Raw genomic sequence first — 12,144 nt, forward strand, 5'->3', positions numbered from 1 at the left:
AGATCGACGAGCGCGGTCGGCGGCGCGCCTTCGCTATTCTCGATCTTGAAGCCGACGGCGCGCTTCATCTTGCGAAACCAGCTTTCGCCGCCGGTTACGCGGCCGCGCACCGCCATCACCGAAACATAGACGTCGGGTGCATAGGTCGCGGGTAGCTTGACCTTCACGACCGGGTCGGTGCCCTTCAGCGGCACGACGAAGCTCGACAGCACGCCTTCGCGTTCGACGGTGACGAGGCCGGTGGCCTCGCGGAACGGCATGCGGACCTGGAAGACCGCCGTGTCGCCGGCGGCATAGCGCGGCTTTTCGGCGATCACGTCCATGCGGTCGCCATTGTCGCCGCCGAACCACCAATCGTCATCGCCCGCGAGCCAGACCGAGCGGACCGCGCGCGCTTCGTTGCCATCGGCATCGACCGTGGTTGCGACCACCGTCACCTCGCCCGACACGCCGGGCGCCATTGCGCAACTCGCCCGGCCGAGCTTGTCGGTCGTTGCGGTGCAACTGGTGCCGAGCTGGGTCGTGCGCATCTGGTTGTCATAGGCATAGAAGCCGCCGATCAGGCGCCGCCGCGCGGTCAGTATCTCGCGATTGTAGAGCGCGACCTGGATGCGCTGGCCCGAGATCGGCTTGCCGTCGAGATCGAGCGCAATGAATTTGAGCCGCAGGTCGTTGTCGCGCATCAGCCAGCCGTCGGTCTTGAGCCCGAGGCGCACCGCCGAGGGGTAGAGCATGATGCCGCGGCGGCTGGTCAGCGTTTCGCCATTGGCATCCTCATAGTCCATCTCGACCGCCATCTGCGTCGGTTCGACGATCGGCTGATCGACGGTGATGCTGGTCTGCGCGCTGCCGTTGGCGTCGAGGACGAGCGGCGTCGAGCGCGCGAGCGGCATGTCGGGTTCGGGCTCGTCGCCGCTGTCGTCGAGCTGGACGATACCCTCCTTCACCGGCTTGCCGTCGAAATCCCAGTCGCGATAGTCTTCGGGCGGCGACCAGCGCGGGGTGAAATCGGTGCGGATCTCGATCGGCAGATTGGCCGCCGGGCCGCCCGACAAATAGCCGACGAACAGCGACAACGGCACCTGCGTCGGCCGTACCGACGCGGTCTTGGGGCCGGTGATCGCGGCCTTCATCGTCGGCAGGCGATATTCGTCGACGCGGATCGATTCGGACGACCAGATCGTCTTTTCCTCGCCCTTCTTGTCCTTGGTGACGAAGACGAGGTCGTAATCGCCCATCGGCGCCGATGCGGGCACATTCCAGACATTTTCGCCGCTGCCGTTGGCGTCGATCGCGAAAGGCATGTCGAATTCGGTGTCCGAACCGCGATGGACGAGGCGCAGCTTGCCCGTCATCGCCGCGGGGATGGCGAAGCCCTGGCCGACCTGGCGGCGCAGGACATGCTTCATGTTGACGGTTTCGCCGGCCTTGACCAGCGAGCGGTCGAACAGGGTGTGCAACAGATCGTCGCGTTCGGACCAGCCATAGGGCAGGTCGAAATCATAGGGACGGATGCCGTCGCCCCAATCGGTCAGCGTGAAGCTGTAATCGTCGCCCGATCGCGCCGACACCATCAGCGCATGACCTTCGCTGTTCGCGGGGTCGGCATCCTCTTCGCAGCTCGAATAGGTTTCGGGCTCGGGCAGGCCGGTGGGGAAGGCGAGCCGGCCGGCCTTGTCGGCGGTGCCGCGCGCGAGCAGGCGCCCGGTGCAGCTGTCGGTGATCCGGACATCGGCGCCGCCCACGGGCAAGCCGGTGTCGAGCGCGGTCACCCAGGCGAGCGAGGATTCGCGGCCCCATTTGAAATGCACCGCCATGTTGGTGACGAGCGCAGCGGTTGCGACATAGCGGGTCGCCTTGCGCCCCAGCAGTGCGGCGCCGAGTTCGGGGCTGGCGATTTCGACGACGTGAAAGCCCTTTTCGGCGAGCGGGATACCGACGACCTCGAACTCCTTGCCACCACCCGGCGGGGTCAGTTGCAGGTCGCGCCGCTCGCCGCCTGCGGGCGCGCCATCGAATACCGACGTCGTGCCGGTATAATTGACGCTGATATCCTCGCCCTTCGCGTTCTTCTCATCGCGAAAGTCGGTCTTTCCGGCATCCTCGACGCGCTTCAGCCAGCGCGCGACCGCGGCATCGTCATCGCCGACGCGCAGGGTCGCGGCGGGCATCTTGAGCCCGCGCTGGACCAGCGAGGCTTCCACGCCGCGCACGGTAACCGGCAGGACGCCGCCCTCGCTTGCCTCCAATATGCCGAAGTCGGCCGCGAACTTGACCAGCGGCGGGGCGCGGTCGATGTGGAATTTCAGCGGAAAGTTCGACTGATTCTGCAGCGCACGGCCGCTCTGATCGCGAATGTCGGCGGGCAGCACGATCGTCGCGTCGACATTCTGTGGCAGCGGCCCCGCAAAGCGCACCTGCGTCAGCCAGGCATCGTTCTTGTCGTCGTCGCTCGCTTTGGGCGTCAGCTGTTTGCCGTCAGAGGTCTTCAGCGTCGCGGCGAGCGCGGCCGCGCGTGCGACCGGAGCAGCGAAGCTCAGCACGACATCCTTGATCGGGTTGCAGCCCGCCTGCGGATTGACGCGGCTGCATGCCATCTTGGCGGTGAAGGCGGGGCGCACATCATAGTCGAAGCGCTGATCGCGACCGGCGGTACGGCTCGGCGCACCACGCTGGGCGATGCGGGCATCCCAGACGAGCGCCATTTCGCGGCCGGGGGGCAGCGGACGGCGGCATTTGACCGGGACGATCCGGTCGAGCATCGCTTCGCGATCGGCGCCTGCTGCGGGCAGCCGCAGCGGCAGGCCGGCATCGTAGCTGAACTGCTGTCGCCGCCAGTCGCCGTCGCCGACGCCGGTCAGGATTTCGGTGGTCGTTTCGCGCGGCAGCACGTCGAGCGGAATCTTCTCTCCGATGCCATCGACGGCGCAATAGCCATAGCGGCCCACCGAGGCGCGATCGGCCGCGACGTTGGTGGCGACGAGGAATATCTGGTCTTCCTCGATCCCGTCATAGCGGTCGCCCGACAGGACGGCGCGCGCCGACGGACCGCCGGTGTCGATCTCGAACCGGTCGTTGCCGACGACGCTGACGCCGCGCGCCGTGCGCAGGTCGGCGCGCAGTTCGACATGGCAGCTGACACCGCCGGGGAGCGATTTGGCAAATTCCAGAACCCAGGTGCGCGTATCGACCCAGCGTCCGGTCGACGGCACTTTGCAGTCGTTCGTCGCGGGTGCCTTGGCGCGCGGATCGCCGAGCGGCACCATGTCTTCGGAAAAGCGCAGGGTGAAACGGCTGATCGTGCCGTCGCCGTTTCCGGCGCTGCCCGGCGTGGCGAGCGTGACCTGCGGGACGGTGTCGCCGCCAGCGGCCGCAAGCGCGACCGCGACGGGCACGATGAGCGCGAATCGCATCTTGCCGGCCAGCCGGTTCGCCAGCCCACGCCATCCCGTCATCATCGAGTCGTCTCCCCGTCTGGACCCGCCATTATCCTGCTGGAAACAGGTGCAACTGTCCAGCATGCCCCGCGTACCGGTCCCGCCTAGCCGGAGGGCGGGGCGCCGCTGTGACACGGGTCACAGCAGCATGGGAAAACTCAACGGGCGAGCATCGGTCCGAGCCACTGGCCGCCGAAAATATGGACGTGAAGATGTGGCACCTCCTGCCCGCCATGGCCGCCGATGTTGGCGAGCAGGCGGTAGCCGGGTTCGACGAGCTGCTGGTCGCGCGCCACCTTGCCGACGGCGCGGATGAAACCCGCGATTTCGGCATCGCTGGCGCGCGCCGAAAAATCGTCCCAGCTGACATAGGCGCCCTTGGGAATCACGAGGATGTGGAGCGGCGCCTGCGGATTGATGTCGTGAAAGGCGAAAGCGAATTCGTCTTCATAGACGGGTTTCGACGGCAGATCGCCACGCAGGATGCGCGCGAAGATATTATTCTCGTCATAGGGCAGGGTGGCGTCGATGGGCATGGGGACTCCTGGGTTCGTGCCGGTTGTGGCTCACAGCTATGGCGCGCGCGCGGCCTTTTCGGCGTGGCCCGAAATGCCGTGGCGGCGGGCGAGTTCGGCGGCGACGGCATCCCAGCCGATGCCGCGTTCGGCCAACAGGACGGTCAGGTGAAAGACAAGGTCGGCGGCCTCGCCGGTCAGCGCCGCATCGTCCTCGGTCAGCGCTGCGATCACCGTTTCGGTCGCTTCTTCGCCCAGTTTCTGCGCGATCTTTCCGCGCCCCTTGGCGGCGAGGCTGGCGACGTAGGAGGCGCCGGCGTCGCCCGCGGCGAGGCGCGCGCGCACCACGGCCTCGAGCAGCGTCAAGGCATCGCCGATCGCGCCATCCTGTTCCTGCGTCATTCGCCCACTCCTCCGGTGCCATGGCCGTTGCAGACCGCCTAGCGAGGGAATGGACGCTGGACAAGGCGGCGCGGCTCTGGTCAAGCGCCGGCATGGCCGATGTCAAATTGCATCCCGACTGGCTCGCGCGCATCGGCGGCGAGTTCGACCAGCCCTATATGGCGCAGCTCAGGGCCTTTCTGGGCGAACAGCGGGCGAAGGGGAAGACAATCTTTCCCCGCCCCCGCGACTGGTTCGCCGCGCTTGATGCCACCCCGCCGCAGGACGTCCGCGTCGTCATCCTTGGACAGGATCCCTATCATGGGCCCGGACAGGCGCACGGGCTGTGCTTTTCGGTCCAGCCGGGCGTGCGCACGCCGCCCAGCCTCGTCAATATCTACAAGGAAATGGCGAGCGACCTCGGCATCCCGCCGGCGCGGCACGGATATTTGAAGCATTGGGCTGAACAAGGCGTGTTGCTGCTCAACAATGTGCTGACGGTCGAAAGCGGGCAGGCGGCGTCGCATCAGGGCAAGGGGTGGGAGAAGTTCACCGACGCTGCGGTCGCAGCGGTCGCTGCCGACCCCGCGCCCAAGGTCTTCATCCTGTGGGGCAGCCATGCGCAGCGCAAGGCGGCGAACGTGCCGGGACTGGGCGCCGACGGGCCGCACCTGATCCTGCGCGCGCCGCATCCTTCGCCCTTGTCCGCGCATAACGGCTTTTTCGGGTCGCGGCCGTTCAGCCAGGCGAATGCCTTTCTGGAGGCGCACGGGCGCGGGGCGATCGACTGGCGGCTGCCCGACCCGGTCGACCCGCCGGCCGCATGAGCATCCTCGCCGATCCGCTGACGCTCGCGGTGCTGATCGTCGCGGTCATCCTGCTCGGCATGGCGAAGGGCGGGCTGGCCGGGGTCGGCGCGCTCGCAACACCGCTGGCGGCGCTGGTGCTGCCGCCGGCCACCGCGGCGGCTTTGTTGCTGCCGATCCTGATCGTGCAGGACGTCATCAGCGTGTGGTCGTTTCGCAAGACGTGGGACGGCTGGGTCATCGGCTGGATGCTCCCCGGTGCGGCGGCGGGCGTTGCGGCCGGATATTATTATGCCGACCGCGTCGATGAGGCGCAGTTGATGGCGGCGCTCGGTGCGATCACGCTCGCCTTCGGCCTCTATCGCCTGTGGGTCGAACGCGGCGGACGCATCGTCGCGGCGTCGCGCTCGCCGGGCTGGGTGGGGACACTGTTCGGCGGGCTGATGGGGTTCACCAGCCAGATCGCGCATGCCGGCGGCCCGCCGTTCCAGATGTGGGTGACGCCGCGCAAGCTGCCGCACCTCAGCTTTATCGGGACCAGCGCCATCCTGTTCGCGATCGTCAACTGGATGAAGGTTCCCGCCTATCTGGCGCTCGGCGCTTTCCCGCACGAGGTGATCGTCGCGGCCCTGCTCCTGATGCCGCTGGCGATCGTCGCGACGCTGCTGACGGTGCGCTGGCTGAAGCGGATCGACGGCGCGCGCTTCTATGTGATCGTCTACGGGTTGATGGTCTTGCTGGGCGCGAAGCTGTTGTGGGACGGGATTGCCGGATGAGCGGGACGCCGACGATCCTGGTCGACGCCGACGCCTGCCCGGTGAAGGACGAAATCTACCGCGTCGCCTGGCGCCACGAAGTCCCGGTGAAGGTCGTCAGCAACAGCCGTCTGCGTGTCCCCGACCACCCGCTGATCGAGCGGATAACCGTGTCCGACGGTTTCGATGCTGCCGACGACTGGATCGCGGCGGCGGCCGATGCGCTCAGCATCGTCGTCACGGCCGATATCTTGCTCGCCGACCGCGCGCTCAAGGCGGGGGCGACCGTGTTGGCGCCGAATGGCAAGCCCTTCACTACAGCCTCGATCGGACCGGCCATCGCGACGCGCGCGATCATGGCCGACCTGCGCGCCGGCATGGGCGCCGGGATCGGCGGGCCGCCACCCTTTTCAAAGGCCGACCGGTCACAATTCCTGCAAGCGCTCGACGCTGCACTCGTCCGGTTGAACCGCGCGGGGTAGGGCGTTGCCGGGCTTGACCCGCACCGCGACCGTGCGCATCGTGTCGTCATGGCGCGCACCTACAGCAGTTTTGCCGAATTCTGGCCCTTCTACCTGCGCGAGCATAGCAAGCCGCATACGCGGGCGCTCCACTATATGGGGACATCGCTCGTCGTGCTACTGGCGGTAGCCGCGCTTGCGACCGGGCGCTGGTGGTTGTTCGCTGCGCTTCCTGTCGCGGGCTATGCCTTTGCCTGGGCGGCGCATTTCGGGGTCGAGAAGAATCGTCCCGCGACCTTTACCTATCCCTTGTGGAGCCTCGCCGCCGATTTTCGCATGTGGGCGCTGTGGCTGACCGGCCGGTTGGGCAGCGAACTCGACAAGGCCGGTGTTGCCCGCTGATCCGGAACCATCGCGGCGCTGCGGGCTTCCTGCAAAGAGAGAGCCATCAGAAGGAGCAAAGCGATGACGGTCAACAGCGGTTCGGCGCGGTACGAAGGGTTCGGCAAGGACGGCAAGGGGCATATCTGGACGGCGCGCGGCGCGCTCGATGCGCAGCCCTATGGCTTTGCTTCGCGCTTCGAGGACGGGCCCGGCACCAATCCCGAAGAGCTGATCGCGGCGGCGCATGCGTCCTGCTTTACCATGGCGCTGTCCTTCGCACTCGCACGGGCAGGGTTCAGCGACGGGCAGATCGATACCAAGGCCGATGTGACGCTCGACAAGGATGGCGACGGCTTCACGGTGACCAAATCGGCACTGACGCTGACGGCGCGGGTGCCGGGGATCGAGGCGGACCGCTTTGCGGTCATCGCCGCCGATGCCAAGGCCAATTGCCCGATCTCGAAAGTTTTGAACTGCGAGATCACGCTCGAACACACGCTCGAGAATTGAGGCGGTGCGCCGGGCCGGCACGGGCCGGCCCGGCGGAGACGCTTAGCGGCAGCGCACGTCGTCCTTCTTGCTGCCGCGGTCGATCGCATTGCCCGCGACCGCGCCGCCGATGGCACCGATCACCGTGCCCAACGTCTTCGAATCGCCCGGCGCGATGACGTTGCCGAGGACACCGCCCGCGATGCCGCCGACGATCAGTCCGGTGGTGCCGTCGGAACGGCGGCAATAATATTTGCCATCGCGGCCGCGATAAATGCGGTCGCCGTCGGACATGCGGCGTTCGCGGTAGCGGCGGTCGTTGCGGTAATAATTGTCGGCATAATAGCCGCCGTACCGCGGATCGGGATTGTTCCAGTCGTAGCGGCCGTAGCGGTCGTGATAGCTGTTGTCGTAATAGCCGTAGCCGCCATCGTCATAGCCATAGCTGCCGGTCGAGGCGCAGCCCGCAAGCGCGGTCGCCGCGGCGAGCGGGGCGAGGGTGAGCATCGTTGCTTTTTTCATATCGTCTCTCCTGACCTGTCGGGGGAAAGGCCGGGGGACGGCCGGGTGGAGCGCAGGTCTTCCGCCATAGAAGACCCGCGAACGCCGCTTGTGGTTCCGTCGCGGGCCGGAGCGCCTGCCTTGACTCGGCGGCGGCGAAGGCGCCTATTCGCCGCCGAAAACAGGAACGGTTGGAGAGAGATGCCATGAACGTCGCCGCGTCGCCGCGCAGTTTTGCCCGCCTGAAAGTCATGCCGATGACCCCGTCGATCGGCGCCGAGATCGGCGGGATCGACCTGTCGGCCGAGCAGGATGACGAGACCATCGCCGAAATCCGCGCCGCGCTGCTGGCGCACAAGGTGATCTTCTTTCGCGACCAGTTCATCACCGCCCAGCAGCATATCGCCTTTGCCCGCCGCTTCGGGACGCTGGAGATCCACCCTGCGACGCCGAAGGACCAGCCCGATCCCGAAGTGCTGCACATCGCCCACGGCCCCAATTCGAAGGGGCAGGAGAATGCGTGGCATTCGGACGTCACCTGGCGCGCCGAACCGTCGCTGGGGTCGATCCTGCGCGCGGTCGAGGTTCCCCCGGTCGGCGGCGACACGCTGTTCGCCGACATGGGCGCCGCCTTTCGCGGCCTGTCGCCCGCGATGCAGGACTGGTGCCGCGGCCTGACCGCGGTCCACGACATCGCGCGCGTCTTTGCCCGCCGGCTGGGCAAGCGGCCGGAGGAACTGCACGACCAATATCCGCCGCAGCGCCACCCGGTCGTGCGCACCCACCCCGAAACCGGCGAGCAGGCGCTCTATGTCAACACCGCCTTCATCAGCCATATCGAGGGGCTGAGCGAGAAGGAGAGCGATTGGCTGCTGGCGCATCTCTATGCGCAGGCCGCCATCCCCGAATGTCAGTGCCGCTTTCGCTGGGAGGCGGGATCGATCGCCTTCTGGGACAATCGCGCCGGCCAGCATTATGCGGCATCCGACTATTTCCCCGCGGTGCGCCGGATGGAGCGGGTGACGATCGCCGGCGACCGGCCCTTCTACAAGGACGAGCGCCAGGGCAGCTGATCCCGGCGGCGCCGCGGCCCCGCCCGCCCGGTCAATCGATGATCACATCCTTCCCCTCGGCCTTCAGCCGGGCGAGGCCGTCCTTCATCGCCTGCAGCACCTCGGGCGGGTGCGGGGTCCAGCTTTCGACTTCGCCGACGATGCGCAGCGGCGCGCGGCTGCGGTAGCTGCGCGTCGGGTTGCCGGGAAATTTCTTGTCGGTGAGGTTGGGATCGTCGAACCAGTCGCCGGTCGGCTGAACGATATAGATGCGTTCGCGGCCGTCACCCGCGGCAAGCTCGCACCCCCAGATCGCCGATTCGAGCGCGGCGGAGAAATAGATCCACGATAGCGGCTTGTCGGTGCCGTAATTGCTGGTCCAGCCGGGCGCGAGCAGATCGCCGACGGCCAGGTCGGCGCGGGTGCCGTGGTAGAAGGTCGCGCCCGCATCGGGGCCGGTGGGCTTGGAACTGGCTGTCATCGCAGGCTCGCTTTCGCTGGCTGGAACGGATTGCACGGGACCGGCATCAACCGCCGACGCGCGCTTCGGTTCCCCGGCGGAGGATGCGCGCCATTGGGGCGGAAGTTGTCAATCTTGTCACTTCCCTTCGGCGCGCCCGCGCGCCATTTTGCTTAAGATGTTTTTACCGGGCGCCGTTATAACCGGGCCATGCCGCATCGCGCCGCCCGCCGTGTCAAACCCGCCCTGCGCCTGATTCTGGGCGGGGTGCTGGTCGTCGGCTTTTCGGTGGCGGCGTCGATGCTGTTCACCCACCTGAGCTTTACGCAGTTCGGCGACCTTGAATATTCCCACGCGATGTGGGCATCGGCGATCGTGCCGTTGCTGGTCGCGCCCCCCGCCTATGGCTGGATCGCGTGGCTGAGCTGGCGGTTGCACCGGGCGAATGCGGCGCTGGAGACGCTGGCGCGCTGCGATGCGATGACCGGGCTGGCGAACCGCCGCGCCTTTGTCGAGGCGGCGCGCGAGCGGCTGGCGGCGGGGGCGCCGGTGCAGTTGCTGGTTGCCGACATCGACCATTTCAAGCGGATCAACGACAGCATGGGCCATGCCGCGGGCGACCTGGCGCTGACCCATGCCGCCGCCGTTCTGGCGCGCGCCGCGCCCGAGGGCGGGCTGGTGGCGCGGATCGGCGGCGAGGAATTCGCGCTGCTGGTTCCCGCCGAAACCGACGCGGCGGCGCTGGTCGCGCGCATCGCCGACGATCTGGCGCATATGCCCGTCCCCGCCGCGGCCGGGCTGCAACGCATGACGTGCAGCTTCGGCGTCGCGGTGGCGCAGGCGGGCGAAGGGCTCGACGCCCTGCTCTCGCGCGCGGACGCCGCGCTCTATGCGGCCAAGGACGGCGGCCGCGACCGAATGGCGCTGGCGAGTTAGCCGCGGAGAAGCGCGCCCGGACTCAGGCGCCGGCGCGCAGCGGCCAGCGGCCATGTTCGACATGGGTGGTCTTGCCGACGATGCTTTCCATCAGGATGATCTCGTCGACCGTCCAGCCGATCGGCGGCAGTTTCAGCGCGACGAATGTCTGCGAACCCAGCCGGTCGCCGCGATAGTTGATCGTGATGTGCGGTTCGGGGGTGGTGCCGTCCATGATCGGCGCCTTTTCGCGCAGCAGATGGTTGGCCAGCGCCTTCTGGAACGCCCGCGCCTCGGCCAGCGGCTCGCGCGTGCGCAAAGTCACCGCCTTGCGGTTCTCGATCCGGTCGAAGCGGAGCGGAAAGGGCGCCGCGACGAAGCTGTCCAGCGCGGCGATGGTCGCGGGCAGCCACTCGGGCGGCGCGTAATGCAGGTCATAGAGCGAGATGAGAGTGACATGGAGCAGCTCGAGGCCGCGTCCGGGATCATTGCGCGGCAGCGCGGCGATCGCCGCCTGCACCTCCGGCGGCGGCTTCGCCATGACGTAGAGGGGGTTCCGGGCGCGCATGGGTGGGAGTGTAGCATGGGGTGGGAGCGGGGCCGAGTGCTGCCACGTTTATGGGAAAAAGAAGCTGTAGACCATGCTTCGTGTATCTCAACGGGCTTGCTTAAATTGCCGTTTCGTATATCGGGTATTTCAACTTCACACATAGCGTAGTTTAAGCTACGAAAATTCTGTGCCTGATGTCGTATGGACTTGGGATCCCCAAAAAGCGGATGATAACCGCTCGAAACATGGCGTGTCTTTTGAGACTGCCGGTTTAGTTTTTGATGATCCATGCCTTCTGTCTGATCTCGATCCGTGTGAGGTCGAGGCACGATGGAGGACGATCGGCATGGTGCTGGGCGTTCTGCTTTTTGTAGTGCATACTGAACCTCAACAGGAACCCGGATCAACTGCGTTTGTGGGGCGTATCATAAGCGCACGAAAGGCGACGCGTACTGAAAGACGCGGATATCACAATGGCTAAAAAACCTATCGATCCAAAAATTGCCGCGGAGTTGAGTCGTTTGGCTCTTATGCCCGATGATGAAATCGACACGTCGGATGCGCCGGAGGTCACAGACTGGAACCGCGCTGTTCGGGGACGTTTTTCTACCGTGTCCCTTGATGAGCGCGGCTATGACATACGTGCTATCGCCAATTGGGTTTTGGACTATCTGTCTGAGATGAGTCTGAATGCTTCCAACATGTCTTTAAACAAGCTGATTTATTTTATTTTTGAGCGAGGTTTAGTTGAGAGACATATTTTATATACGCAGGCACGAGTGGAAGCATGGAATCACGGTCCAGTCTTCCGTGAAGTGTATCACGCCGTAAAAGAAAACGACGACAAGCCTATATCAGGTCGAATTTCGAGATATTCGGTTCGTGACCGTGAAATGGTTGAAGCCAGAGAGCAGTTTTCTGCTGGTGACGTGGATTTTTTCAAATCGGTGATAGATGATTATAAGGATTTCACGGCAGCGCAACTGAGAAGAATCTCTCATCGAGATGACGGTCCTTGGGACCGGGTTTGGAAGTCTGCCGCGCCTGTGAATCCTGGAATGGTCATCTCAATCGAATTGATCCTTGCTTCGGCGCCGGAGCGGCGTGACCTTGATGGAAGATACTGAGAAGAAAATTAAATCTCTTATGAGGCTACCCAATTTGGTGAATTGGGTTCGCCACAATAAAAGGCGTTTGGACGACACCGTTCTCCAGTTGCAGAAGTTCGTCGCCAACCCTCCCCGACATTCGCTTCAACCGGTCCAGAAGCTTTGCGCGGGGATCGCATACGGGCATCTTACGCCAGCAACAGCTTTGGAAAAAGCTGAGGAAATCCCTATGCAAGCAGCCCGGAATGCAGGCCGTGAAGTTTTGCCAGCATTCTGCCGATATCTCGAGGAATCGGGTATTGAGGGACTACCCGAGTTCGGATCATTCC

16 protein-coding genes are annotated in these 12,144 nt (G+C 65.4%); 10 read left to right on the forward strand and 6 right to left on the reverse strand.

Annotation, left to right across the window (positions count from 1 at the left end):
* The 3 genes from ABS88_RS19660 to ABS88_RS19670 all read right to left on the reverse strand — a co-directional run.
* Positions 1-3,458 (reverse strand): MG2 domain-containing protein (locus ABS88_RS19660; protein ID WP_286750345.1); only part of this gene is annotated, 3,458 nt, incomplete at its 3' end.
* Between the two features lie 137 nt (positions 3,459-3,595).
* Entirely contained in the window at positions 3,596-3,973 is a 378-nt protein-coding gene (locus ABS88_RS19665; RefSeq protein WP_058812989.1) for a histidine triad nucleotide-binding protein, read from the reverse strand.
* A 36-nt stretch (positions 3,974-4,009) separates the two neighbouring features.
* Complete coding sequence (locus tag ABS88_RS19670) at positions 4,010-4,354, reverse strand: phosphoribosyl-ATP diphosphatase (protein WP_286750346.1); 345 nt, start codon at positions 4,352-4,354, stop codon at positions 4,010-4,012.
* A 92-nt stretch (positions 4,355-4,446) separates the two neighbouring features.
* Here ABS88_RS19670 and ung point away from each other — a divergent pair, with 92 nt between their 5' ends.
* From ung to ABS88_RS19695, 5 genes are all read left to right on the forward strand, one after another.
* The gene (gene ung, locus ABS88_RS19675; RefSeq protein ID WP_086456645.1) at positions 4,447-5,160 is read left to right on the forward strand and encodes a uracil-DNA glycosylase; all 714 of its coding nucleotides are present in this window, start codon (positions 4,447-4,449) and stop codon (positions 5,158-5,160) included.
* A complete protein-coding gene (locus ABS88_RS19680; RefSeq protein ID WP_286750347.1) occupies positions 5,157-5,915 on the forward strand; it encodes a sulfite exporter TauE/SafE family protein in 759 nt (252 codons plus the stop codon). The genes ung and ABS88_RS19680 overlap by 4 nt, the downstream gene beginning before the upstream one ends.
* Entirely contained in the window at positions 5,912-6,376 is a 465-nt protein-coding gene (locus ABS88_RS19685; protein ID WP_286750348.1) for a YaiI/YqxD family protein, read from the forward strand. The genes ABS88_RS19680 and ABS88_RS19685 overlap by 4 nt, the downstream gene beginning before the upstream one ends.
* 48 nt (positions 6,377-6,424) lie before the next feature.
* The gene (locus tag ABS88_RS19690; protein WP_062765871.1) at positions 6,425-6,757 is read left to right on the forward strand and encodes an Mpo1-like protein; all 333 of its coding nucleotides are present in this window, start codon (positions 6,425-6,427) and stop codon (positions 6,755-6,757) included.
* Between the two features lie 63 nt (positions 6,758-6,820).
* The gene (locus ABS88_RS19695) at positions 6,821-7,249 is read left to right on the forward strand and encodes an OsmC family protein (RefSeq protein WP_286750349.1); all 429 of its coding nucleotides are present in this window, start codon (positions 6,821-6,823) and stop codon (positions 7,247-7,249) included.
* 42 nt (positions 7,250-7,291) lie between these two features.
* Here ABS88_RS19695 and ABS88_RS19700 read toward each other — a convergent pair whose 3' ends face one another.
* Positions 7,292-7,750 carry a glycine zipper 2TM domain-containing protein gene (locus ABS88_RS19700; protein WP_062901744.1) on the reverse strand — a complete coding sequence of 153 codons (459 nt, stop codon included), beginning with the start codon at positions 7,748-7,750 and terminating at the stop codon, positions 7,292-7,294.
* 185 nt (positions 7,751-7,935) lie between these two features.
* Here ABS88_RS19700 and ABS88_RS19705 point away from each other — a divergent pair, with 185 nt between their 5' ends.
* Positions 7,936-8,802: a TauD/TfdA dioxygenase family protein gene (locus tag ABS88_RS19705; protein WP_286750350.1), complete on the forward strand. Its 867-nt coding sequence runs from the start codon at positions 7,936-7,938 to the stop codon at positions 8,800-8,802.
* Between the two features lie 31 nt (positions 8,803-8,833).
* On the opposite strand, the gene arr is transcribed toward ABS88_RS19705, so the two are convergent.
* Positions 8,834-9,262, reverse strand: a complete 429-nt coding sequence (arr, locus tag ABS88_RS19710) for an NAD(+)--rifampin ADP-ribosyltransferase (RefSeq protein ID WP_286750351.1) — start codon at positions 9,260-9,262, stop codon at positions 8,834-8,836.
* Positions 9,263-9,451: 189 nt separating this feature from the next.
* Here arr and ABS88_RS19715 point away from each other — a divergent pair, with 189 nt between their 5' ends.
* On the forward strand, positions 9,452-10,177 hold the full coding sequence (locus ABS88_RS19715; protein WP_286750352.1) for a GGDEF domain-containing protein: 726 nt from the start codon (positions 9,452-9,454) through the stop codon (positions 10,175-10,177).
* Positions 10,178-10,199: 22 nt separating this feature from the next.
* Here the strand turns inward: ABS88_RS19715 and ABS88_RS19720 are convergent, their stop codons facing one another.
* Complete coding sequence (locus tag ABS88_RS19720) at positions 10,200-10,724, reverse strand: 2'-5' RNA ligase family protein (protein WP_286750353.1); 525 nt, start codon at positions 10,722-10,724, stop codon at positions 10,200-10,202.
* A 169-nt stretch (positions 10,725-10,893) separates the two neighbouring features.
* Between ABS88_RS19720 and ABS88_RS19725 the strand changes: the two genes are divergently transcribed.
* From ABS88_RS19725 to ABS88_RS19735, 3 genes are all read left to right on the forward strand, one after another.
* On the forward strand, positions 10,894-11,187 hold the full coding sequence (locus ABS88_RS19725) for a BrnT family toxin (protein WP_286750354.1): 294 nt from the start codon (positions 10,894-10,896) through the stop codon (positions 11,185-11,187).
* Positions 11,180-11,833, forward strand: a complete 654-nt coding sequence (locus ABS88_RS19730) for a Panacea domain-containing protein (RefSeq protein WP_286750355.1) — start codon at positions 11,180-11,182, stop codon at positions 11,831-11,833. The genes ABS88_RS19725 and ABS88_RS19730 overlap by 8 nt, the downstream gene beginning before the upstream one ends.
* A partial coding sequence (locus tag ABS88_RS19735) for a hypothetical protein (RefSeq protein WP_286750356.1) occupies positions 11,811-12,144 on the forward strand: 334 nt, incomplete at its 3' end. The genes ABS88_RS19730 and ABS88_RS19735, both read left to right, overlap by 23 nt.

It is taken from the genome of Sphingopyxis sp. SCN 67-31, from assembly GCF_001725095.1.